This window comes from Pseudomonas sp. 32_A (genome assembly GCF_017490905.1).
In the GTDB taxonomy this organism is placed as follows: domain Bacteria; phylum Pseudomonadota; class Gammaproteobacteria; order Pseudomonadales; family Pseudomonadaceae; genus Aquipseudomonas; species Aquipseudomonas inefficax.
The window spans coordinates 110,073-134,168 of sequence record NZ_JAFGYI010000011.1; the positions used below are offsets into that span (position 1 = coordinate 110,073).

Genomic DNA, 24,096 nt, shown 5'->3' on the forward strand with positions numbered 1-24,096 from the left:
CGTGTCATTGATCGCTTCCGACCAATTCCGCATCGTTGTCGGCCTCGGCAAGAGCGGCATGTCCCTGGTTCGCTTCCTGGCGAGCCGGGGCATTGCCTTTGCGGTCGCCGACACCCGCGAGCAACCGCCGGAACTGGACACCCTGCGCCGTGATTATCCGCAGGTGGAAGTGCGCTGTGGTGAACTGGATGTTGACTTCCTGTGCCGCGCCAGCGAGCTGTACGTGAGCCCCGGCCTGGCCCTGGCCACCCCGGCCCTGCAGCAGGCGGCCGCGCGTGGCGTGAAGCTGTCCGGCGACATCGAGCTGTTCGCCCGCAACGCCAAGGCCCCGATCATTGCCATCAGCGGTTCCAACGCCAAGAGCACCGTCACCACCCTGGTCGGCGAAATGGCCGCCAAGGCGGGCAAGCGCGTGGCGGTGGGCGGCAACCTCGGTACCCCGGCGCTGGATCTGCTGGCTGATGACGTCGAGCTCTACGTGCTGGAACTGTCCAGCTTCCAGCTGGAAACCACCGACCAGCTCAACGCTGAAGTGGCCACCGTGCTGAACATCAGCGAAGACCACATGGACCGCTACAGCGGCCTGCCGGCCTATCACCTGGCCAAGCACCGGATCTTCCGTGGCGCCCGCCAGGTCGTGGTCAACCGCCAGGACGCCCTGAGCCGGCCGCTGCCGGTGGAAGGCCGCGCATGCTGGACCTTCGGCCTCAACCAGCCGGACTTCAAGGCTTTCGGCCTGCGCGAAGTGAACGGCGAAAAATACCTGGCGTTCGAGTTCCAGGCGCTGATGCCGGCACGTGAGCTGAAGGTTCGCGGCGCCCACAACCAGAGCAACGCCCTGGCGGCGCTGGCCCTGGGGCATGCTGCCGGCCTGCCGTTCGAACCGATGCTCGAGGCGCTGCGCGAGTTCGGCGGCCTGGCCCACCGTTGCCAGTGGGTGCGCGAGCGCAATGGCGTGAACTGGTATGACGATTCCAAGGCCACCAACGTCGGTGCTGCCCTGGCGGCCATCGAAGGCCTGGGTGCCGACATCGAAGGCAAGCTGGTGCTGATCGCCGGTGGCGATGGCAAGGGCGCCGACTTCGCCGCGCTGCGCGAGCCGGTCCAGCGCTTCTGCCGCGCCGTGGTGCTGCTTGGCCGTGATGCCGAGCGCCTGGCCGAAGCCCTGGGCGATGGCGTGCAACTGGTCCGCGTCAAGACGCTCGACGACGCCGTACAGCAATGCGCCGAACTGGCCCAGGCGGGTGATGCCGTGCTGCTGTCGCCAGCGTGCGCCAGCCTCGACATGTTCAAGAACTTCGAAGAACGCGGGCGCCTGTTCGCCCAGGCAGCGGGAGGCCTTGCATGATCTTCGGCATCCTCAAGCCCTATCCGTCGCCGCTGATCAGCGGTCGTGGCATCGACCTGGACTTCGCCATGCTCGCCGGCTGCCTGGCACTGCTGGGCCTGGGCCTGGTGATGATCACCTCGGCGTCCTCGGAAGTGGCTGCGGTGCAGTCGGGCAACCCGCTTTACCACATGTTCCGCCACCTGGTGTACGTGTTCCTCGGCCTGGTCGCCTGTGGCGCCACCATGCTGATACCGATCGCCACCTGGCAGCGCATGGGCTTCCTGATGCTGCTGGGCGCCTTCGGCCTGCTGGTGCTGGTGCTGGTGCCCGGTATCGGCCGCGAAGTGAACGGTTCCATGCGCTGGATCGGCTTCAGCTTCTTCAACGTCCAGCCTTCGGAAATCGCCAAGGTGTTCGTGGTCGTCTACCTGGCCGGCTATCTGGTACGCCGGCAGACCGAGGTCCGCGAAACCTGGATGGGCTTCTTCAAGCCGTTCATCGTGCTGCTGCCCATGGCTGCACTGCTGCTGATGGAGCCGGACTTCGGTGCCACCGTGGTGATGATGGGCGCGGCGGCAGCCATGCTGTTCCTCGGCGGGGTGGGGCTGTTCCGCTTCAGCCTGATGGTGGTGTTGGCGGTGGTTGCGGTGTTCGTCCTGGTACAGGCGCAACCCTACCGTATGGCGCGTCTGATTACCTTTACCGACCCGTGGTCCGATCAGTTCGGCTCGGGCTACCAGCTGACCCAGGCGCTGATTGCCTTCGGCCGTGGCGAGTGGCTGGGCGTTGGCCTGGGCAACAGCGTGCAGAAGCAGTTCTACCTGCCTGAAGCGCACACCGACTTCGTGTTCTCGGTACTGGCCGAAGAACTTGGCGTGGTCGGCTCGCTGCTGACGATCGCGCTGTTCGTGTTCGTGACTGTGCGTGCCCTGTACATCGGCCTGTGGGCGGAAAAAGCCAAGCAGTTCTTTGCCGCTTATGTTGCGTTCGGCCTGGCCTTCCTGTGGATCGGCCAGTTCCTGATCAACATTGGAGTGAACGTCGGCCTGCTGCCGACCAAGGGCCTGACCCTGCCGTTCCTCAGCTACGGGGGCAGCTCGCTGGTGATCTGCTGTGCCTGCGTGGGCCTGTTGCTGCGTATCGAGTGGGAAAGCCGCACGCACCTGGGCAGTGAGGAACACGAATTCAGCGAAAGCGATTTTGCCGAGGAGACCAATCATGGCCGCTGACGGCAAGAACGTACTGATCATGGCGGGCGGCACCGGGGGCCACGTGTTCCCGGCCCTGGCTTGCGCCCGTGAATTCCAGACGCGCGGTTACAGCGTGCACTGGCTGGGCACCCCGCGTGGCATCGAGAACGAACTGGTGCCCCAGGCCGGCCTGCCGTTGCACCTGATCCAGGTCAGCGGCCTGCGCGGCAAGGGCAAGCTGTCGTTGCTCAAGGCGCCGTTCACCCTGGTCAAGGCCGTGCTGCAGGCGCGGCGTATCGTGCGTGAGCTCAAGCCGGTATGCGTGGTCGGTTTCGGTGGCTACGTGACTGGCCCTGGCGGCGTGGCCGCACGCCTGTGCGGCGTACCGCTGGTGATCCACGAGCAGAACGCCCGTGCCGGCACCACCAACCGCCTGCTGCTGCCGCTGGCTGCACGCGTGTGCGAAGCCTTCCCGGCCACCTTCGCCGCCAGCGACAAATTGCGCACCACTGGCAACCCGGTGCGCCCGGAACTGTTCATGGACGCCCTGCGCGCGCCCCTGGCCGAGCGCCGTGCGCGCCTGCTGGTGATGGGCGGCAGCCTGGGTGCGGAACCATTGAACAAATTGTTGCCTAAGGCCCTGTCCGAAGTGCCCGCCGCACTGCGGCCAGAGGTATTCCACCAGGCCGGCAAGCAACACGCGCCGGTCACCGCCGAGCGTTATCGCGAGGCGGGCGTCGAGGCTCAGGTAGAGCCCTTCATCAAGGACATGGCCCAAGCCTATGGCTGGGCCGACATTGTGGTGTGCCGGGCCGGCGCCCTGACTGTCAGCGAGCTGGCGGCAGCGGGCCTGCCTTCGATGCTGGTGCCATTGCCCCATGCGATCGACGACCACCAGACCCACAACGCCCAATATCTGGCCCGGGAAGGCGCTGCCTTCCTGATGCCACAAGCGACAACTGGCGCAGCGCAGCTCGCTGAACGCCTGAACGAGGTGCTGATGCAACCCGAGAAACTCAACGTCATGGCAGGCACCGCACGGCGCCTGGCCAAACCTGCCGCAACCAGCACCGTGGTCGATATCTGCCTGGAGGTGGCCCATGGTTGAGAGCCAGAAAGCCATGCCCCAGCCGAAGATGGGCCGTATCCGCCGTATCCACTTCGTCGGTATCGGCGGCGTGGGCATGTGCGGCATTGCCGAAGTGTTGCTGAACCTGGGCTATGAAGTGTCCGGTTCCGACCTGAAGGCCTCGCCGGTCACCGAGCGCCTGGAGTCGTTCGGCGCCGAGATCTTCGTCGGCCACCGCGCCGAGAACGCCGCCACCGCCGATGTGCTGGTGGTGTCCAGCGCCATCAACCCGGCCAACCCGGAAGTCGCCACCGCCCTCGAGCGGCGCATTCCGGTGGTGCCGCGTGCCGAAATGCTCGCCGAGCTGATGCGCTATCGCCATGGCGTGGCCGTTGCCGGCACCCACGGCAAGACCACCACCACCAGCCTGCTGGCCTCGGTGTTCGCCGCTGGCGGCCTGGACCCGACCTTCGTCATCGGTGGCCGCCTGACCGCTGCCGGCACCAATGCCCAGCTGGGTACCAGCCGCTACCTGATTGCCGAAGCAGACGAGAGCGATGCCAGCTTCCTGCACCTGCAGCCGATGGTGGCCGTGGTCACCAACATCGACGCCGACCACATGGCGACCTACGAAGGTGACTTCAACAAACTGAAGAAAACCTTCGTCGAGTTCCTGCACAACCTGCCGTTCTACGGCCTGGCCGTGATGTGCCTGGACGACCCGGTAGTGCGCGAGATCCTGCCTCAGGTCAAGCGCCCGACCGTGACCTATGGCTTCAGCGACGAGGCCGACATCCGCGCCATCAATGTGCGCCAGATGGGCATGCAGACCCACTTTACCGTCCTGCGTCGCGACCGCGAGCCGCTGGAGGTGTCGGTGAACATGCCCGGCAACCACAACGTGCTCAATGCCTTGGCCACCATCGCCATTGCCACCGACGAAGGCATCACTGACGAAGCCATCGTCCAGGGCCTGTCCGGCTTCCAGGGCGTCGGCCGCCGCTTCCAGGTGTACGGTGAACTGCCGGTCGAAGGCGGCAGCGTGATGCTGGTCGACGACTACGGCCACCACCCGACCGAAGTGGCCGCAGTGATCCAGGCCGTGCGCGGCGGTTGGCCAAGCCGTCGCCTGGTGATCGTCTACCAGCCGCACCGCTACAGCCGTACCCGCGACCTGTACGACGATTTCGTCCAGGTGCTGGGCGATGCCAACGTGCTGCTGCTGATGGAAGTCTACCCGGCCGGCGAGGAGCCGATCCCCGGCGCCGACAGCCGCCAGCTGTGCCACAGCATCCGCCAGCGCGGCAAGCTGGACCCGATCTACATCGAACGTGGCGTCGACCTGGCGCCGGTGGTCAAGCCACTGCTGCGCGCTGGCGACATCCTGATCTGCCAAGGTGCCGGTGATGTCGGCGGCCTGGCCCCTCAATTGATGAAAAGCCCGCTGTTCGCTGGCGCCAAGCAGGAGAAGTCGAAATGACCAGCGCCTACGACAAGCTGCACTCGACCCTGGACGCCAAGGCGTTCGGCCGCGTCGCGGTGCTGTACGGCGGCAAGAGCGCCGAGCGCGAAGTGTCGCTCAAGTCCGGCGCCGCGGTGATCGACGCGCTGACCACCGCCGGTGTCGACGTGGTCGCCATCGACGTGGGTGACGACCTGCTCGACCGCCTGCAAAACGAGAAGATCGACCGCGCCTTCATCATCCTCCACGGCCGTGGCGGTGAAGACGGCAGTATGCAAGGCCTGCTCGAGTGCCTGGGCATCCCCTACACCGGCAGTGGCATCCTTGCCTCGGCATTGGCCATGGACAAGCTGCGCACCAAGCAGGTGTGGCAGAGCCTGGGCATTCCGACCCCGCGTCATGCGGTACTGGCGAGCGAAAGCGATTGTTTGCAGGCCAGCACGGAACTGGGCTTCCCGCTTATCGTCAAACCCGCCCATGAAGGTTCCAGCATCGGCATGGCCAAGGTGAACAGCGCCCAGGAACTGGTCGCCGCCTGGCAGGATGCCGCCCGATACGATTCCCAGGTACTGGTGGAACAGTGGATCCACGGGCCGGAGTTCACCGTCGCGGTATTGCGCGGCCAGGTGCTGCCGCCGATCGCCCTGGGTACGCCGCACGTGTTCTACGACTACGACGCCAAGTACATCGCCAACGATACCCAGTACCGCATTCCGTGCGGCCTGGACAGCGTCAAGGAACAGGAACTGATCGACCTGACCGCGCGTGCCTGCGATGCCATCGGCATCGAAGGCTGGGGGCGGCTGGACGTGATGCAGGACGAGCAGGGCCGGTTCTGGCTGCTCGAAGTCAACACCGCACCCGGCATGACCGACCATAGCCTGGTGCCCATGGCGGCCCGCGCGGCCGGCCTGGACTTCCAGCAACTGGTGCTGGCAATCCTGGCCGAGAGCGTGGCGACGCGAGGTTAACAACCATGCAAGGCGCGATGATACGTCAGCAGCAACCCGTTACCGGCCGCAGCAAGCCGGTGCCGCGTGGTGCCAGCCGGCTGGTGGCCGACGAGCCCGTATCGGCGCGCCTGCCGCGGCCAAGCCTGGGAGGGCTCAAGCGCCTGCTGTGGCCGGTGCTGCTGGTGGCGGCCGGGTTTGGCGCCTACGAGGGCGCCATTCGCCTGATGCCTTACGCTGACCGGCCGATTACCAAGATCGACGTTCAGGGTGACCTCAGCTACATCAGCCAGCAGTCGGTGCAGCAGCGTATCGCGCCCTACGTGGCAGCGAGCTTCTTCAGTGTCGACCTGCCGGCGATGCGTGCAGAGCTCGAACAGATGCCGTGGATTGCCCATGCCGAAGTGCGTCGGGTGTGGCCCGACGAGGTGGTGATCCGCCTGGAAGAACAGTTGCCGGTGGCGCGCTGGGGTGACGAAGCCTTGCTCAACAACCAGGGCCAGGCCTTTACCCCGCGCGAACTGGCCAACTACGAGCACCTGCCACAGCTGGCCGGGCCGCAGCGTGCTCAGCAACAAGTGATGCAGCAGTATCAGGTATTGAGCCAGATGCTGCGCCCCCTGGGCTTTTCCATCGCTCGCCTGGAGCTGCGCGAGCGAGGCAGCTGGTTCCTGACCACGGGCGCGAGCAGCGCCGGGCCGGGCATCGAGCTGCTGCTGGGGCGCGACCATCTGGTGGAGAAAATGCGCCGTTTCATTGCCATTTACGACAAGACACTCAAAGACCAGATCACCACCATCGCCCGCATTGATCTGCGTTATTCCAACGGACTTGCCGTTGGTTGGCGGGAACCGATTGCACCGACGACGGCCCAACCCGCCGTTGCGAAGAATTAGAGAGAGGCAGGACCATGGCAAACGCGCATAGCGGCAAAATGATCGTCGGGCTGGACATCGGCACCTCCAAGGTGGTGGCGCTGGTGGGTGAAGTGGGCGAGGACGGCACCCTGGAAATCGTCGGGATCGGTACCCATCCGTCCCGCGGCCTGAAAAAAGGCGTGGTGGTGAACATCGAATCCACCGTGCAGTCGATCCAGCGCGCGGTGGAAGAAGCGCAGCTGATGGCCGGCTGCCGCATCCACTCGGCCTTCGTCGGCGTGGCCGGCAACCACATCCGCAGCCTGAACTCCCACGGCATCGTCGCCATCCGCGACCGCGAAGTCAGCCTGGCCGACCTGGAGCGCGTACTCGACGCCGCCCAGGCCGTGGCCATCCCGGCCGACCAGCGCGTGCTGCACACCCTGCCGCAGGACTACGTGATCGACAACCAGGAAGGCGTGCGCGAGCCGCTGGGCATGTCTGGCGTACGTCTGGAAGCCAAGGTCCACGTGGTCACCTGCGCCGTCAACGCGGCACAGAACATCGAGAAGTGCGTACGCCGCTGCGGCCTGGAAATCGACGACATCATCCTCGAGCAGCTGGCCTCGGCCTACTCGGTGCTCACCGACGATGAAAAGGAGCTGGGCGTGTGCCTGGTGGATATCGGTGGTGGCACCACCGACATCGCCATCTTCACCGAGGGCGCGATCCGTCACACCGCGGTAATCCCGATTGCCGGCGACCAAGTGACCAACGACATCGCCATGGCCCTGCGTACCCCGACCCAGTACGCCGAAGAAATCAAGATCCGCTACGCCTGCGCCCTGGCCAAACTGGCTGGCGCCGGCGAGACCATCAAGGTGCCGAGCGTGGGTGATCGCCCACCGCGCGAGCTGTCGCGCCAGGCTCTGGCCGAGGTGGTGGAGCCACGTTACGACGAGCTCTTCACCCTGATCCAGGCCGAACTGCGCCGCAGCGGCTACGAGGACCTGGTGCCGGCCGGCATCGTACTCACCGGCGGCACCGCGAAGATGGAAGGCGCCGTGGAACTGGCCGAGGAAATCTTCCACATGCCGGTACGCCTGGGCGTGCCGCACAGCGTTCGGGGGCTCAGCGACGTGGTGCGCAACCCGATCTATTCCACCGGCGTGGGCTTGCTCACCTACGGCCTGCAGAAGCAGACCGAAGACTTGCCCCTGACCGGTAACAGCAGCAACAACAGCTATGGCGATGAACCGAAGGCTCCAGTGCTTGAACGCTTCAAGCGCTGGGTCCAGGGCAACTTCTAAGTTTCAAAGCAGTAGTGGTAGGCGCGACAACTAGAGAACTGTAAGGAGAGGGAAAATGTTCGAGCTCGTAGACAACGTCCCGCAAAGCCCGGTCATCAAAGTGATCGGTGTTGGCGGTGGTGGCGGCAACGCCGTCAACCACATGGTCAAGAGCAGCATCGAAGGCGTGGAATTCATCTGCGCCAATACCGATGCTCAAGCGCTGAAGAACATCGGCGCGCGCACCATCCTGCAATTGGGCACTGGCGTGACCAAGGGCCTGGGTGCCGGTGCCAATCCGGAAGTCGGCCGCCAGGCCGCGCTGGAAGACCGTGAGCGCATCGCTGAGGTGCTGCAGGGCACCAACATGGTGTTCATCACCACCGGCATGGGCGGCGGTACCGGTACCGGTGCAGCGCCGATCATCGCCGAAGTGGCCAAGGAAATGGGCATTCTCACCGTTGCCGTGGTGACCCGTCCGTTCCCGTTCGAAGGCCGCAAGCGCATGCAGATCGCCGATGAAGGCATCCGCATGCTGGCCGAAAGCGTCGACTCGTTGATCACCATCCCCAACGAGAAGCTGCTGACCATCCTGGGCAAGGATGCCAGCCTGCTGTCTGCCTTCGCCAAGGCCGACGACGTACTGGCCGGTGCCGTGCGCGGTATCTCCGATATCATCAAGCGCCCGGGCATGATCAACGTCGACTTCGCCGACGTGCGTACCGTGATGGGTGAAATGGGCATGGCCATGATGGGTACTGGCTGCGCCAGCGGCCCGAACCGTGCGCGTGAAGCCACCGAGGCAGCGATCCGCAACCCGCTGCTGGAAGACGTCAACCTGCAGGGCGCCCGCGGCATCCTGGTGAACATCACCGCAGGCCCTGACCTGTCGCTGGGCGAGTACTCCGACGTGGGTAGCATCATCGAAGCCTTCGCCTCCGACCACGCCATGGTCAAGGTCGGCACCGTGATCGACCCGGACATGCGTGACGAGCTGCACGTGACCGTAGTGGCTACTGGCCTGGGCGCGCGCATCGAGAAGCCTGTGAAGGTGGTCGACAACACCCTGCAGACTGCCCAGCAGGCGTACGAGGCTTCCAACCCGGCGCCGGTTCGCCAGGAGCAGCCTGCGGTCAACTACCGTGACCTGGAGCGCCCGACCGTAATGCGCAACCAGGCCCATGCAGGTGCTGCGGCAGCCGCTAAACTGAACCCTCAGGATGACCTGGACTACCTCGATATCCCGGCATTCCTGCGTCGTCAGGCTGATTAATGGAATTTATCAGGGGTATAAAGGTGATTGGTATTCATCAAAGGTTGGGTCTGTTATCATCCCCAGCCTTTGTTGATACCTGTTCGCAATTTGCGCTGAAGCGGCCAATGCCATGATTAAACAACGCACCCTGAAGAATACCATCCGTGCCACAGGTGTCGGTCTGCACTCCGGGGAGAAGGTTTACCTGACCCTCAAGCCTGCACCTGTTGACACCGGCATCGTCTTCCGCCGCGCCGACCTCGACCCTGTGGTCGAAATACCGGCGCGCGCGGCCAACGTCGGCGAGACAACCATGTCGACGACGCTGGTCAACGGTGACGTCAAGGTCGATACGGTCGAGCACCTGCTCTCCGCCATGGCGGGCCTGGGCATCGATAACGCCTACGTCGAGCTCTCCGCCTCGGAAGTGCCGATCATGGATGGCAGCGCCGGACCCTTTGTATTCCTGATTCAGTCTGCAGGCCTGGAAGAACAGGACGCAGCCAAGAAGTTCATCCGCATCCTGCGTGAGGTAACCGTGGAAGAGGGCGACAAGCGCGCCACTTTCCTGCCTTTCGACGGCTTCAAGGTGAGCTTCGAGATCGACTTCGATCACCCGGTGCTTCGCAACCGGACCCAGAGCGCCAGCGTCGACTTTTCCAGCACCTCGTTCGTGAAGGAAGTCAGCCGCGCGCGCACCTTTGGTTTCATGCGTGACATCGAGTACCTGCGCAAGCACAACCTTGCGCTGGGTGGCAGTGTCGAGAACGCCATCGTGGTCGATGAGGACGGCGTGCTGAACGAAGACGGCCTTCGTTACGAAGACGAATTCGTCAAGCACAAGATCCTCGACGCCATCGGCGACCTCTACCTGCTGGGCAACAGCCTGATCGGCGAGTTCAAGGGCTTCAAGTCCGGCCACGCGCTGAACAACCAGCTGTTGCGCAAGCTGATTGCCGAAACCGATGCCTGGGAAGTGGTCACTTTCGAAGATGCCAGCACGGCACCGATCTCGTACATGCGCCCTGTTGCGGCCGTGTAAGTTCGAACACTCTCTAGTTCATTGAGGCCACCTTCGGGTGGCCTTTTTTATTGCTGACACATTTTGCCCGGCAGGTCCGGCCATTCGCGGGCACGCCCGCTCCCACAGGTCCTGCGCCGCTCCAGAGGCAGTGGGCACCCGGTGGGAGCGGGCGTGCCCGCGAATGGACTGCGCAGCAGTCCCGAAGGTGTCAGCGCTTGTCCTGGGCGTGAGCTGCCAGCCTTTCCAGCGCTGCGCGCAGCTTGGGGTCGGTGATGCCCCCGGCGGTATCGCGCAGGCTCTCGGCTGCGTTGCTGGAAAGCTCTGCCGCATGGCCACCACGCTTGGCCGGCACCAGCGGGGGTTGGACCTTGTACAGGATGCGCCTGAGGTTGCCAAAGGCTTCCATGCCCTGCAATGCCGCCAGCAAGCGTTTCTGCTGATAACGCAGGCGGGTTGCCCAGTGGCCGTCGGTTACCACCAGCAACAAGGTGCCATCGCGCCACGACGCCACATGGCAGTGCTCGCGGGCGGCCGGTTGCAGCTGGCTTTCCAGCAGGCGCTGCAGGTGCTCCAGGCGTTCGGCCTGGTTCAGCAGCAGGCGCAACGGGCGGACCTGGCGGAGCAGGGCCGAGGGCGGCTGGGCGGGGGAGGGTTTGTAGGCCATGGGGGTACGCATGAGGTTACATGGTCCGCAGTCTAACATCTCTATAGCCTGCACTGGCCTCTTCGCGGGTGAACCCGCTCCCACAGGGTACGGCACTGCCCTTGATGTGTAGGTGATCCTGTGGGAGCGGGTTTACCCGCGAAGAGGCCGGCGCAGATAACAAAAGACAAGACTCATTCTCGATACGTTTCATCTTCCCGAACCTTGAACTCAGGGAAAATGCCCCTATCTAAGACAAGCCCCCGCCAAAACGCTGTACAAGCATCGTGGCAATCCACCACTTTCCTCACCATCGTTTCCGGGTAGAATGCTCGTTCGCATGCGGCCTCAGGGCTGCACGGGCGACTCATGGGGCCGCCCTCCATCCCTACGTGTGGAAGATCCTGCCGATATGTTTGCGCCTTTGTTAAAGAAACTTTTTGGAAGCAAGAACGAGCGTGAAGTAAAACGCATGCTCAAGACGGTGAACATCGTCAATGCTCTCGAAGAGAAGATGGTGGCCCTCTCCGACGAGCAACTGCGGGGCAAGACCGCAGAGTTCAAGGAGCGCCTGGCCAAAGGCGAGACACTGGACCAGTTGCTGCCTGAAGCCTTCGCCGTGGCCCGTGAGGCCGGCAAGCGCGTGATGGGCATGCGCCACTTCGACGTGCAGCTGATCGGCGGCATGACCCTGCACGAGGGCATGATCGCAGAAATGCGTACCGGTGAAGGCAAGACCTTGGTCGGTACCCTGGCCGTGTACCTCAACGCACTGTCCGGCAAGGGCGTGCACGTGGTCACCGTCAACGACTACCTGGCCCGCCGCGACGCCAACTGGATGCGCCCGCTGTACGAGTTCCTCGGCCTGTCGGTCGGCATCGTCTCGGCATTCCAGCCGCCGGAAGAAAAGCGCGCCGCCTACGCGTCCGACATCACCTACGGTACCAACAACGAATTCGGTTTCGACTACCTGCGCGACAACATGGCGTTCAGCCAGGAAGAGAAGTTCCAGCGTGAACTCAACTTCGCCGTGATCGACGAAGTCGACTCCATCCTCATCGACGAAGCGCGTACCCCGTTGATCATCTCCGGCCAGGCCGAGGACAGCTCCAAGCTTTACATCGAGATCAACCGCCTGATCCCGCGCCTTACCCAGCACATCGAAGAGGTCGAAGGCCAGGTCACCCAGGAAGGCCACTTCACCATCGACGAGAAGAGCCGTCAGGTCGAGCTGAACGAAGCCGGTCACCAGTTCATCGAAGAGATGCTCACCCAGTCCGGCCTGCTGGCCGAGGGCGAGAGCCTGTACTCGGCGCATAACCTGAGCCTGCTGACCCATGTCTATGCCGGCCTGCGCGCGCACAAGCTGTTCCACCGCAACATCGAATACATCGTCCAGGACGGCCAGGTCCTGCTGATCGACGAGCACACCGGCCGTACCATGCCAGGCCGTCGTCTGTCCGAGGGCCTGCACCAGGCCATCGAAGCCAAAGAAAACCTGAACATCCAGGCCGAGAGCCAGACCCTGGCTTCGACCACCTTCCAGAACTACTTCCGCCTGTACACCAAGCTGTCCGGCATGACCGGTACCGCCGACACCGAAGCGTTCGAGTTCCAGTCGATCTACGGGCTCAACGTGATGGTCATTCCGCCGAACAAGCCGTTGGCGCGTAAAGACTTCAACGACCTGGTGTACCTGACTGCCGACGAGAAGTACGCCGCGATCATCGCCGACATCAAGGAAAGCATGACCCAGGGCCGCCCGGTGCTGGTAGGTACGGCGACCATCGAAACGTCCGAGCACATGTCCAACCTCCTGAAGAAGGAAGGTATCGACCACAAGGTGCTCAACGCCAAGTACCACGAGAAAGAAGCCGAGATCATCGCGCAAGCCGGCGCGCCAGGTGCCCTTACCATCGCCACCAACATGGCCGGTCGCGGTACCGACATCCTGCTGGGCGGTAACTGGGAAGCCGAAGTGGCTGCCCTGGAAAACCCGACTGCCGAGCAGATTGCCCAGATCAAGGCCGACTGGCAGAAGCGTCACCAGCAAGTGATCGAGTCGGGTGGCCTGCACGTGATCGCCTCCGAGCGCCACGAATCGCGCCGTATCGACAACCAGCTGCGTGGCCGTTCCGGCCGTCAGGGCGACCCGGGCTCCAGCCGCTTCTACCTGTCGCTGGAAGACAGCCTGATGCGTATCTTCGCCTCTGACCGGGTGAAGAACTTCATGAAGGCGCTGGGCATGCAGTCTGGCGAGGCCATCGAGCACCGCATGGTCACCAACGCCATCGAGAAGGCCCAGCGCAAGGTCGAAGGCCGCAACTTCGACATCCGCAAGCAGTTGCTGGAATACGACGACGTGGCCAACGAGCAGCGCAAGGTGATCTACCACATGCGCAACAGCCTGCTGGCCGCCGAGAACATCGGCGACACCATCGTCGAATTCCGCAAGGAAGTACTGGACGCTACCATCAGCCAGCACATTCCGCCGCAGTCGCTGCCCGAGCAGTGGGACGTGGCCGGCCTGGAGGCTTCGCTGGCCAGCGATTTCGCCATGAAACTGCCGATCCAGCAGTGGCTCGACGAGGACGATCACCTCTACGAAGAGACCCTGCGCGAGAAGCTGCTGAACGAAATCACCACCGCGTACACCGAGAAGGAAGACCAGGCCGGTATCGAAGCCCTGCGTACCTTCGAGAAGCAGATTCTGCTGCGCGTGCTGGACGACCTGTGGAAAGACCACCTGTCGACCATGGACCACCTGCGTCACGGTATTCACCTGCGTGGTTATGCGCAGAAGAACCCGAAGCAGGAATACAAGCGCGAATCCTTCAGCCTGTTCCAGGAGCTGCTCGAGTCGATCAAGCGCGACACCATCCGCGTGCTGTCGCACGTTCAGGTACGCCGCGAAGACCCGGTCGAAGAGGAAGCCCGCCTGCGCCGCGAGGCCGAGGAACTGGCCAGCCGCATGCAGTTCCAGCACGCCGCTGCGCCGGGCCTGGAAAGCGAGCAACTGAACGAGGAGGGCGCCGAAGTGGCCGTCGCCTCGGCACCGGTGCGCAACGAGCAGAAGCTGGGCCGCAACGAGCCGTGCTGGTGTGGTTCGGGCAAGAAGTTCAAGCATTGCCACGGGCAGATCGAGTGATCTGACTTGGTTGTTGTAACCTGAGGCATCCGGGGGCCGCTTCGCGGCCCATCGCGACACAAGGCCGCTCCTACAGGAATCGCGACAATCCTGTAGGAGCGGCCTTGTGTCGCGATGGGGCGCGAAGCGGCCCCGCTCTTCCATCACCTGTTCACCGTATTTTCTAGGAGCGCTCTAATGGCTGTTGGTCTTGGTCCTTTGCCCACCCTGCACCCGGTCCCGGGTTTTGAACTCGGCATCGCTTCTGCCGGCATCAAGCGCCCTGGGCGCAAGGATGTGGTGGTCATGCGCTGCGCCGAAGGCTCCAGCGTGGCTGGCGTGTTCACCCTCAACGCCTTCTGCGCAGCGCCGGTGATCCTGTCCAAGCAGCGCGTGCAGGGCACCGTGCGCTACCTGCTGACCAACACCGGTAACGCCAACGCCGGCACCGGCGCGCCAGGCCTGGCCGCCGCCGAGCGTACCTGCGCCAAGCTGGCCGAACTGGCCGGCGTACCGGCCGAGTCGGTACTGCCGTTCTCCACTGGCGTGATCGGCGAGCCGCTGCCGGTCGAGAAGATCGAAGGCGCGCTGCAGGCCGCCCTCGACAACCTGTCGGAAAACCACTGGGCCGAGGCTGCTACCGGCATCATGACCACCGACACCTTGCCCAAGGGTGCCAGCCGCCAGTTCCAGCATGATGGCGTGACCGTTACCGTCACCGGCATCAGCAAAGGTGCAGGCATGATCCGCCCGAACATGGCCACCATGCTCGGCTACATCGCTACCGACGCCAAGGTTGCCCCGGCGGTGCTCAAGGACCTGATGCTGGATGGCGCCAACAAGTCGTTCAACCGCATTACCATCGATGGCGACACCTCGACCAATGACTGCTGCATGCTGATCGCCACCGGCAAGGCCAACCTGCCGGAAGTCACCGAAGCCAGCGGCGCGCTGTTCGAAGCGTTGAAGAAGGCGGTGTTCGAAGTGTGCATGGAAGTGGCCCAGGCCATCGTCCGTGACGGCGAAGGCGCCACCAAGTTCGTTACCGTGCAGGTCAACGGCGGTGGTAACCACCAGGAGTGCCTGGACGTCGGCTACGCCGTGGCCCACTCGCCGCTGATCAAGACTGCGCTGTTCGCCTCCGACCCCAACTGGGGCCGTATCCTCGCCGCCGTTGGTCGTGCCGGCGTACCGGAGCTGGATGTGAGCCTGATCGATGTGTACCTGGACAACGTGTGCATTGCCAGCAAAGGTGGCCGCAGCCCGAGCTACACCGAAGACCAGGGCGCCAAGGTAATGGCCCAGGAAGAGATCACCATCCGTATCGAGCTGGGCCGTGGCCAGTGCAGCGAAACCATCTGGACCACCGACCTGTCCCACGAGTACGTGAAGATCAACGCCGAGTACCGTACCTGATTCATATGGGGCCGCTTTGCGGCCCTTTCGCGACACAAGGCCGCTCCTACAAGAGCTCGCGAACCCCTGTAGGAGCGGCCTTGTGTCGCGATGGGCTGCAGAGCAGCCCCAAAATTCCCAAACCGATGGAGCCGAACCATGAGCTATCACCTGATCATCGGCGACAAGCTGTATTCCTCCTGGTCGCTGCGTGGCGCCCTGGCCCTCGAACTGGCTGGCGTGCCTTACGAAGAAACACTGATCAAACTCAACCAGCCTGACACCCGTCAGCGCCTCCTCGCTTTCTCCGCAACCGGCAAGGTACCGCTGCTCAAGACCGAGCACGGTGTGATCGCCGACTCGCTGGCCATTGCCGAATACCTCAACGAACGCCACCCCGACGCCCAGCTTTGGCCGGCCGATGTGGCTGCCCGGGCCCAGGCCCGTTCGGCCTGCGCGCAGATGCACAGCGGCTTCTTCGCCCTGCGCGGCGCCATGCCGTTCGATCTGTCGCGTGACCAGGCGCTGGACAGCGTGCCGCTGGAGGTTCAAATCGATATCGACCGTATCGTTGCGCTGTGGTCGGAATGCCGCCTGGCGGCGAAGGACAGTGGCCCGTTCCTGTTCGGCAAGCCGAGCCTGGCCGATGCCTTCTTCGCCCCGGTAGCCGTGCGCCTGCGCACCTATCGCGTGGAAGTGCCTGCCGAGGCGGCGACCTATATCGAAACCATTTACCAGTGGCCGGCCTTCCAGGCCTGGCAGCAGGCTGGCCTGGCGGAGCGTGAAGGGTGAAACGGATTCATGTTGTAGCTGCTGTCATTCGCGGTACCGACGGCCGCGTTCTGATCGCACGGCGTGCCGATACCCAGCACCAGGGCGGCCTGTGGGAATTCCCGGGCGGCAAGGTGGAAGAGGGTGAGGGTGTCGAGGCGGCGCTGGCCCGCGAGCTGCGCGAGGAACTGGGCATCGAGGTAATCCGTTCGCGCGCGCTGATCAAGGTCAGCCACGATTACCCGGACAAGCAGGTGCTGCTGGATGTGCGCGAAGTCGAGGCGTTCACCGGCGAGCCGCATGGCGCCGAAGGCCAGCCGCTGGAATGGGTTGCCCTGCGCGATTTGCCCCTGTACGAATTTCCCGAGGCCAACAAGCCGATCGTTGCGGCCGCGCGCCTGCCGGATCAGTACCTGATCACCCCCGATGGCCTGGAAGTGCCGCAGATGCTCAAGGGCATCCAGAAAGCAGTGGCCAGCGGCATTCGCCTGATCCAGTTGCGTGCCCCGGACATGTACGACCCCAAGTACCGCGATGTGGCGGTAGATGCGGTCGGCCTGTGCGCTGGCAAGGCGCAGCTGATGCTCAAGGGCCCGCTGGAGTGGCTGGGTGACTTCCCTGCCGCAGGTTGGCACCTGACGGCCGCACAACTGCGCAAGTATGCCGCCAACGGCCGCCCGTTCCCCAGGGAGCGCTGGCTGGCGGCGTCCTGCCACAGTGCCGAAGAGCTGGCGCTGGCAGAGCAGATGGGCGTGGACTTCGTTACCTTGTCGCCGGTGCAGGCGACCCGGACTCACCCTGAGGCGGTGCCGCTGGGGTGGGACGAGGCACAGCGGTTGATTGCTGGGTTCAACAAGCCGGTTTACCTACTGGGCGGGGTCGGGCCGGCTGAGCGTGAGCAGGCTTGGGATGCGGGGGCACAGGGTGTTGCCGGGATCCGGGCGTTCTGGCCTGAGATCTGAGTTGCCTGTAATTGGGGCCGCTTTGCGGCCCGATCGCGACACAAGGCCGCTCCTACAGGGGTATGCGACACGGTTCTCCTGTAGGAGCGGCCTTGTGTCGCGACGGGCTGCAAAGCAGCCCCAGAAATATCAGCCTTTTGGTTTCTCAGCAGGCTGCCACAAAACCTCAGCCACCCCCTGCCGCCGCCCGATGATCCGCGCCGCCACAAACAGCAGATCGGAAAGCCGGTTGATATACGCCAACCCAACCCCCGCCAACGGCTCCAGCGCATTCAGCTGCTGGCACCGCCGCTCCGCACTGCGCGCCAGGCTGCGGCACACATGCGCCTGAGCCACCAACGCCGAGCCACTGGGCAAGATGAAGTTCTTCAACGGCCCCAGCTCTTCATTCCAAACATCGATCGTCGCTTCCAGGCGTTCCACCTCTGCCAGGTTCAGCGCCTGATAGCTGGGCATCGCCAGCTCACCGCCCAGGTCGAACAAGCGGTGCTGACACGGCGCCAATACCGCGCTCACTTCATCCAGGCCTTGTTCGGCCAGCCCCGCCAGCAGCAGACCCAGCTGGCTGTTCAGGCTGTCCACTTCGCCGATCGCCTCGATCCGTGGGTGGTCCTTGGGTACCCGGCGCCCGTCGCCCAGGCCGGTTTCGCCTTTGTCGCCGGTGCGGGTGTAGATCTTCGACAGGCGGTAGCCCATGTCATTTCTCCGTTTTGGCCGGCGTCACCGCTGCCGGCTGGCCGAGGGGCAGGCGCAGGGTGAAGCAGGTGCCCTGGCCGGGCGTGGACTGTACTTCCATCTGCCCCTTGTGGTTGTTGGTGATGATGAAGTACGAGACCGACAGGCCCAGCCCGGTACCCTGGCCGATTTCCTTGGTGGTGAAGAACGGCTCGAAAGTGCGCTTGCGCACCCCCTCGGGCATGCCGACGCCATTGTCCTCGACCTGGATTTCTGCCCATGGCGGGTTCAAGCGGGTGCGCAGGGTGATGCGCCCGGGCTCGCTTGGCTGCGGCCGTTGATGAATGGCCTGGGCGGCGTTTTTCAGCAGGTTGAGCAGCACCTGCTCCAATTCGTTGGCGGTGCATGGCACCGGCCCCAGTTCGGGGTCGAACTGCCGCACGATGGCCTGGCCCTTGAAGTCGAAGCCGATGGCCAGGTCGAAGTCGTTGCCGGCGATCTCCACCGCCTGGTCGATCAGCGCCGGCAGGTCGCATGGCGCCAGTTGGCGGTTGCTGCGGCGGCTGAAGCTGAGCATGTGGGTGACGATTTTCGCAGCCCGGGCACCAGCCTGCTGGATGCCGTCGAGCAATTGCGGTACTTCGCGGCTCTCCAGGTAGCGGTTGACCGTGGGCAGGTCGATGCCCAGTTCCTCTGCCTGTTCCTGATTGCGCGGCAGCTCTGGTGACAGGCGTCGGCGGATGTTCTGCACGTTATGCAGGATCGCGCCCAGCGGGTTGTTGATCTCGTGGGCCATGCCGGCGGCCAGGCCGCCGACCGAAAGCATCTTCTCCGATTGCACCATCATTTCTTCCAGCGACAGGCGCTGGGTGATGTCGTCGATACGGATGACCACGCCACGGCCGCCGCCACCGGTCAGTGGGTAGAAGGTCAGGGCGTAGTGGCGCAGGTCGTCGCCCTTGGGCCAGGTGACCCGCTCGATCTTCGCCACGCGGTGCTTTTCCACGGTTTCCTTCAGCTGCGGCAGGAACGGCTTGAGTGGTTCGAAGGCAATGAAGATCGGCTGGTTCAGCGCTTCGTCCAGTGGCGTGCCGGAAAGCACCGTGGCTTCGTGGTTCCACTGGGTCACGTAGAGCTGTTCATCGAGGGCGATAAGCGCCGAGGGCATCGAGTCGATGATGCTGTTCAGGTAATTCTGGAAACCGGTCAGCTTTTTCTCGATCTTGCTGCGCACCTGGACTTCCAACTCCAGCTTGCGGTTGGTGTGGCGGGTTTCCTCGGCCAGGCCCTGGGCCTGGTCATAGGCCTCCTGGAACTCGTCGCGGGTGCGCTTGAGCTGCTGTTCGCGGGCCTCGATGCGCGAGAGCATGGTGTTGAACGCTTCGGCCAGGCTACCGATTTCATCGTCGTTGCCGCGCTGCGCACGCAGGGCATAGCTCTCTTCGCGGGTGACCTGGCGGCTGAGTTCTTCGAGCTGGTTGATCGGCTGGGTGATCAGGCGTTTGATCTGCCGGGCGATAACGATCCACAGCAGGATGCTGAACACCAGGATGCCCAGGCTGGCGCTGAGGGTGCCGGTGTAGAAGGCCGTGGGCAGTTCGCTGCTGGCCACCAGCAGCAGGTGCGCCGGTGGGTTGGCGTCACGTGGCATGCGGATCAGCTGGGTACTGCGAAACTCCATCAGGCGCCAGCCGTCGATGTCGCGAAAACGCCTGGGCAGGGCCAGCGGCTCGCCGTGCTGAAGCTGCGCCAGTATGCGGCCATCGCCACCGTAGACGGCGGCGGCGCGCAGCGGTGTGTAGCTGTCCAGTTCCTTGAGCAGGGCGCTGGCGGTGTCCGGTGCATCGCCGGCGCGTGCCGCCAGCTGCGGGTTGGCCACCAGCCGGCCGATGGTGTGCAGTGCCTGTGGCGCCATGCTTTCCTGGGTGATCCAGTAGGCGGCGCTGATGAAGGTGAGGTTGGCCACCAGCAGGATGGTCACCAGCAACACCAGCAGGGCTGCCAGCAGCTTCTGCCCGACCGGGAGGTTTTCCAGGCGTTGGCGCAAGGTCATGGGTTAGGCAATATCCGTATCCGGTTGAAAGGGCCGCGTCAGTCGCAGGGCAAACCACGCGCACGCAGGTTATCGACCAGGCGCTGCAGCAGGCGTTCCAGCTCTGGCAGCTGCAGGCCATGCCGGCCGGCGGCGCGGCAGGCGTGGCCAAGCAGGTAGTGCACCTCGGTGCGCCGGCCTGCGCGTACATCCTGGTACATGGAAGAGTAGTTGGCCGCAGTGGCGAGGATCACCCGCTGTACTTCTTCGTCCAGCCCGTCTGCCGCTTCTGGCTGGCCACAGCGGCGCAGCAGTTGGGCCAGCTCGGCGCACAGGGCGTCCACTTCTCCCAGATGCCCCAGCAGCCCGCCGTTCTGGCAGTCATGCAGCACGGTCAGCGGGTTGATGGCGCAGTTGAGTGCCAGCTTGCGCCACAGGCGGGTGAGGATATCCACCGTCCAGTCGGCGGGGATGCCGGCCTGATGCAGGTCATCGAACCAGGCCGGGGTCGTCGGGTTGCGAGGGTCACCCAGCCAGTTGAAGCCGTGGCCGGCAAAGCGGACCTGCCAGTCACCCTCGCGGAACGCCCCTTCGGTACTTGAGGCGAAGATGCAACGCGCGTGGGGCACCAGGTCGGCGACCTCGTCCTGGCTGCCCAGGCCGTTCTGCAGCAGCACCACTTCGGCGCCCTCGGCCAGACGCGCTGCCACGCCGGCGATGGCCGGGGCGGCGTCGTAGGCCTTGCAGGCCACCAGCAGGCGATGGATCGGGCCGCGTGCCTGCGCGGTTTCGGCGGGGATGGCGTAGTGGCGGGGCTGGTCCTGTTCGACCAGGGTCAGGCCACCGGCCTGCTGGTAGGCCTGCAGCCGTTGCCCGTCACGCAGGATCAGGCGCACTGCCTTGCCCGCGCGCGCCAGGCGGCAAGCCCACAGGCTGCCCAGGCTACCGGCGCCGAGAATATGCCAGGTGCTGCTCATATGCGTTTCGCAACCCGTTATAATGAGCCCGCATTTTAACCGTCAAACCCAGCGCGCTCCATCTTCAGCCTGAGCGCGCTTTTATTTTGGGAGAACAACCATGCCTTCGTTCGACGTGGTATCGGAACTGGACAAGCACGAAGTGCAGAACGCGGTCGACAACGCCATCAAGGACCTGGACCGTCGCTACGACCTCAAGGGCAAGGGCACCTTCGAGTTCAAGGACAAAGAGCAGACCGTGATGCTCACCGCCGAGGAAGAGTTCCAGCTCGAAGCGATGCTGGAAATCCTGCGCCTGGCGCTGGTCAAGCGCAAGATTGACGTGAAGTGCCTTGAAACCAAGGACCCGTACGCCTCGGGCAAGGAAAAGAAACAGGAAGCCAAATTCCGCGAAGGCATCGACAAGGACCTGGCGAAGAAGATTGTCGCCACCATCAAGGATGGCAAGCTGAAAGTGCAGGCCGCCATCCAGGGCGAGCAGGTACGCGTTACCGGTAAAAAGCGTGACGACCTGCAGGAAGCCATTGCCCTGCTGCGTACCAAGGAATTCGACATGCCATTGCAGTTCAACAACTTCCGCGACTGATCGCAGGGTTGTCCGGAACCCCGATGGCGTAATGATGTCCATGGGGGCCAAGGCCGCCGAACCGAGGGCGGCCTGCTATACGTGTACATGCCGTTCGGCATCAGGAGATGAATATGGATTTGAACGCTGAAGTCGATCAGCTGGTCCGCCAATCGCAGACCTGGGTCCCCTTGATCATGGAATACGGCAGCCGCCTGCTGCTGGCACTGCTGACCTTGGCGATTGGCTGGTGGCTTACCAACGTGGTCAGCGATCGACTCGCCAGGCTGGTGGGTTTGCGCGTACAAGACCCGGCGCTGCAGGGCTTCATCCGCACCCTGGCCAACATAATCCTCAAGGTCATGCTGGCGATCAGCGTTGCCTCGATGATCGGCATTGAGACCACTTCGTTCGTGGCGGCGATTGGCGGTGCCACGCTGGCCATCGGCCTGGCCTTGCAAGGAAGCCTGGCGAACTTTGCCGGTGGCGTGTTGATCCTGTTGTTCCGCCCGTTCCGCATCGGTGACTGGATCGAGGCGCAAGGCGTGGCCGGCACCGTCGACAGCATCCAGATCTTCCACACCGTGCTGCGCACCGGTGACAACAAGACCGTGATCATGCCCAACGGCAGCCTGTCCAACGGCATCATCACCAACACCAACCGCCAGCCGACGCGCAAGGTGGTGTTCGATGTGGGCGTGGACTACGAGGCCGACCTGCAGAAGGCGCGCAACGTGCTGCTGGAGCTTGCGCAGGACCCACGCGTGCTGCCCGACCCGGCGCCGCAGGCAGTGGTCGCAACCTTGGGCGACAGTTCGATCACCGTGTCCTTGCGCTTGTGGACCAAGACCGCCGATTACTGGGATGTGATGTTCATGCTCAACGAGCATGCGCGTGACCGGTTGAAGGCCGAAGGGATCGACATTCCGTTCCCGCAGCGTGTGATTCGCGTGGTGCAGGAGACTGCAGCGCAGTAATACCGCGTTGTCATCGGTTGGGGCCGCTTCGCGCCCCTTCGCGACGCAAGGCCGCTCCTACAGGGAATCGCGTAACCCTTGTAGGAGCGGCCTTGCGTCGCGATGGGGCGCGAAGCGGCCCCGGCTTTTTACACTTGTTCACAGCAATACCCCGCCATTTCTGGCATATAGCCTGACCCCACCTGCCACACCTGATACGCCATCATGAAACCACTGCTGTACATCACCCCGCTGCGCGCCTTGCTGTTCGGCCTGACCCTGGCCCTGTTCGAGCTGCTTACCTATCTGGCCAGCGATGCCGTCATGCCTGCCATGCCGGTGGTGGTCGGCGACCTGAACGCCAGCCCCGAATACATTCCCCATGCTCTCAACCTGTACCTGCTGGGGGGCGTGGTGCTGCAATGGCTGATCGGTCCGCTGGCCGATCGCTATGGCCGGCGTCCGCTGCTGCTGATCGGCTGCGCGTTCTTCGGCCTGGCCTGCCTGGCCACCTTCTGGGTCCATGACATCGGCCTGTTCAACCTGCTGCGCCTGCTGCAGGGCATCGGCCTGGGCTTTGTGGTCACGGTCAGCTACCCGGCCCTGAACGAAGCCTTCAGCGAGGCGGACGCCGTGCGCATGATGGCCCTGCTGGCCAATATCGCCTTGCTCTCGCCATTGCTCGGGCCGCTGGTGGGCACCTTGCTGCTGCAGTGGCTGGATTGGCGCTGGCTGTTCGTGGCCTTTGCCATTGGCGCGGTTCTGGCCTGGCTGCTGCTGTACCGGCTGATGCCGGAAACGCTTGGTGTGGAGCGTCGTGACGGCTCTCGCCTGGCGTTCACGCCGATCCACCTGCTGCCGCTGCTGGCCGGTTACGGCCAGTTGCTGGCCAACCGCCGCTTTGTCGCTGGTAGCGCGGCCCTGGGCCTGGTCGGTCTGCCGCTGATTGGCTGGATCGGCCTGTCGCCGGTGCTGCTGATCCACGACGAGGGGTTGAGCACCATGGAATACGCCTTGTGGCAGTTGCCGGTGTTTGGCGGGTTGATCCTTGGCAACCTGATCATCAACCGCATCGCCGACCGCTATCCGCTGCCGGCACTGGTGCGTGGTGCATTGTGGCCATACCTGGCCGGGCTGTGCCTGATGGTGCTGGCGACCTGGTACTGGCCGAGCGTGACCAGCGTGGTGGCGGGCATGTCGCTGTACGCGCTGGGGTTGGGCGTGCCCACCTTGATCCTGATTGCTCTGCAGTGGCGCCAGGAGGCGGGGCCGGGTAAACCGGTGGGCGAGGAAAGTTCAGCAGCGCAAAGGCCCTGAAGAGGCTGTACCGCCTGTATCGGCCTCTTCGCGGGTAAACCCGCTCCCACAGGGACTGCACAGCTCTCGAGGGCAGTGCTGTACCTGTGGGAGCGGGTTTACCCGCGAAGAAGCCGGTTCAGGCAATGAAGATTACTGGGTAACAGCCCCGGCTCGCCCACCGGTTTACCCGGCCCCGCCTCCTGGCGCCACTGCAGAGCAATCAGGATCAAGGTGGGCACGCCCAGCAGGGCAGTGATCAGGAAGAAGT

The 24,096-nt window shown here is 64.0% G+C and carries 19 protein-coding genes and 1 pseudogene; 16 read left to right on the forward strand and 4 right to left on the reverse strand.

Annotation, left to right across the window (positions count from 1 at the left end):
• Nucleotide 1: 1 nt before the first annotated feature.
• From murD to lpxC, 9 genes are all read left to right on the forward strand, one after another.
• Complete coding sequence (murD, locus tag J5M58_RS09490; RefSeq protein ID WP_112250687.1) at nt 2-1,348, forward strand: UDP-N-acetylmuramoyl-L-alanine--D-glutamate ligase; 1,347 nt, start codon at nt 2-4, stop codon at nt 1,346-1,348.
• Nucleotides 1,348-2,559, forward strand: coding sequence for a putative lipid II flippase FtsW (gene ftsW / locus J5M58_RS09495; RefSeq protein WP_178082395.1), 1,212 nt, complete (start codon nt 1,348-1,350; stop codon nt 2,557-2,559). The genes murD and ftsW overlap by 1 nt, the downstream gene beginning before the upstream one ends.
• A complete protein-coding gene (gene murG / locus J5M58_RS09500) occupies nt 2,549-3,628 on the forward strand; it encodes an undecaprenyldiphospho-muramoylpentapeptide beta-N-acetylglucosaminyltransferase (protein ID WP_112250315.1) in 1,080 nt (359 codons plus the stop codon). Before ftsW ends, murG begins: the two co-directional genes overlap by 11 nt.
• Nucleotides 3,621-5,069 carry a UDP-N-acetylmuramate--L-alanine ligase gene (murC, locus tag J5M58_RS09505; protein ID WP_046616527.1) on the forward strand — a complete coding sequence of 483 codons (1,449 nt, stop codon included), beginning with the start codon at nt 3,621-3,623 and terminating at the stop codon, nt 5,067-5,069. The genes murG and murC overlap by 8 nt, the downstream gene beginning before the upstream one ends.
• On the forward strand, nt 5,066-6,022 hold the full coding sequence (locus J5M58_RS09510) for a D-alanine--D-alanine ligase (protein WP_112250317.1): 957 nt from the start codon (nt 5,066-5,068) through the stop codon (nt 6,020-6,022). Before murC ends, J5M58_RS09510 begins: the two co-directional genes overlap by 4 nt.
• Nucleotides 6,023-6,027: 5 nt before the next feature.
• Nucleotides 6,028-6,897 (forward strand): cell division protein FtsQ/DivIB, encoded by an 870-nt coding sequence (locus tag J5M58_RS09515; protein WP_012274056.1) that lies wholly within the window; start codon nt 6,028-6,030, stop codon nt 6,895-6,897.
• A 14-nt stretch (nt 6,898-6,911) separates the two neighbouring features.
• Complete coding sequence (gene ftsA, locus J5M58_RS09520) at nt 6,912-8,168, forward strand: cell division protein FtsA (RefSeq protein WP_015271706.1); 1,257 nt, start codon at nt 6,912-6,914, stop codon at nt 8,166-8,168.
• Between the two features lie 55 nt (nt 8,169-8,223).
• Entirely contained in the window at nt 8,224-9,420 is a 1,197-nt protein-coding gene (gene ftsZ, locus J5M58_RS09525; protein ID WP_003251871.1) for a cell division protein FtsZ, read from the forward strand.
• Nucleotides 9,421-9,532: 112 nt separating this feature from the next.
• Nucleotides 9,533-10,444: a UDP-3-O-acyl-N-acetylglucosamine deacetylase gene (gene lpxC, locus J5M58_RS09530; RefSeq protein ID WP_112250319.1), complete on the forward strand. Its 912-nt coding sequence runs from the start codon at nt 9,533-9,535 to the stop codon at nt 10,442-10,444.
• Nucleotides 10,445-10,634: 190 nt separating this feature from the next.
• On the opposite strand, the gene J5M58_RS09535 is transcribed toward lpxC, so the two are convergent.
• Nucleotides 10,635-11,090: a DUF721 domain-containing protein gene (locus J5M58_RS09535; RefSeq protein ID WP_112250321.1), complete on the reverse strand. Its 456-nt coding sequence runs from the start codon at nt 11,088-11,090 to the stop codon at nt 10,635-10,637.
• A gap of 391 nt (nt 11,091-11,481) precedes the next feature.
• Here J5M58_RS09535 and secA point away from each other — a divergent pair, with 391 nt between their 5' ends.
• From secA to J5M58_RS09555, 4 genes are all read left to right on the forward strand, one after another.
• The gene (gene secA / locus J5M58_RS09540; RefSeq protein ID WP_207877970.1) at nt 11,482-14,217 is read left to right on the forward strand and encodes a preprotein translocase subunit SecA; all 2,736 of its coding nucleotides are present in this window, start codon (nt 11,482-11,484) and stop codon (nt 14,215-14,217) included.
• 177 nt (nt 14,218-14,394) lie between these two features.
• Complete coding sequence (gene argJ, locus J5M58_RS09545) at nt 14,395-15,612, forward strand: bifunctional glutamate N-acetyltransferase/amino-acid acetyltransferase ArgJ (protein WP_085626521.1); 1,218 nt, start codon at nt 14,395-14,397, stop codon at nt 15,610-15,612.
• 138 nt (nt 15,613-15,750) lie between these two features.
• The gene (locus J5M58_RS09550; RefSeq protein WP_112250324.1) at nt 15,751-16,383 is read left to right on the forward strand and encodes a glutathione S-transferase family protein; all 633 of its coding nucleotides are present in this window, start codon (nt 15,751-15,753) and stop codon (nt 16,381-16,383) included.
• Complete coding sequence (locus J5M58_RS09555; protein ID WP_207877972.1) at nt 16,380-17,324, forward strand: Nudix family hydrolase; 945 nt, start codon at nt 16,380-16,382, stop codon at nt 17,322-17,324. Before J5M58_RS09550 ends, J5M58_RS09555 begins: the two co-directional genes overlap by 4 nt.
• Nucleotides 17,325-17,453: 129 nt before the next feature.
• Here the strand turns inward: J5M58_RS09555 and J5M58_RS09560 are convergent, their stop codons facing one another.
• Genes J5M58_RS09560 through J5M58_RS09570 form a run of 3 tightly spaced genes read right to left on the reverse strand, consistent with a single transcriptional unit; the run spans nt 17,454 to nt 21,008 of the window.
• Nucleotides 17,454-18,020, reverse strand: a complete 567-nt coding sequence (locus tag J5M58_RS09560; RefSeq protein ID WP_112250326.1) for a cob(I)yrinic acid a,c-diamide adenosyltransferase — start codon at nt 18,018-18,020, stop codon at nt 17,454-17,456.
• Between the two features lies 1 nt (nt 18,021).
• Entirely contained in the window at nt 18,022-20,052 is a 2,031-nt protein-coding gene (locus tag J5M58_RS09565; RefSeq protein WP_112250327.1) for an ATP-binding protein, read from the reverse strand.
• Nucleotides 20,053-20,090: 38 nt separating this feature from the next.
• Nucleotides 20,091-21,008, reverse strand: a complete 918-nt coding sequence (locus J5M58_RS09570) for a putative 2-dehydropantoate 2-reductase (protein WP_207877974.1) — start codon at nt 21,006-21,008, stop codon at nt 20,091-20,093.
• A 100-nt stretch (nt 21,009-21,108) separates the two neighbouring features.
• Here J5M58_RS09570 and J5M58_RS09575 point away from each other — a divergent pair, with 100 nt between their 5' ends.
• The 3 genes and pseudogenes from J5M58_RS09575 to J5M58_RS09585 all read left to right on the forward strand — a co-directional run.
• Complete coding sequence (locus J5M58_RS09575; protein WP_016713577.1) at nt 21,109-21,594, forward strand: YajQ family cyclic di-GMP-binding protein; 486 nt, start codon at nt 21,109-21,111, stop codon at nt 21,592-21,594.
• A gap of 113 nt (nt 21,595-21,707) precedes the next feature.
• On the forward strand, nt 21,708-22,550 hold the full coding sequence (locus J5M58_RS09580) for a mechanosensitive ion channel family protein (RefSeq protein ID WP_046616540.1): 843 nt from the start codon (nt 21,708-21,710) through the stop codon (nt 22,548-22,550).
• 204 nt (nt 22,551-22,754) lie between these two features.
• Nucleotides 22,755-23,753: pseudogene (locus J5M58_RS09585) on the forward strand (MFS transporter); the annotation flags it as partial.
• Nucleotides 23,754-24,096: the final 343 nt, after the last annotated feature.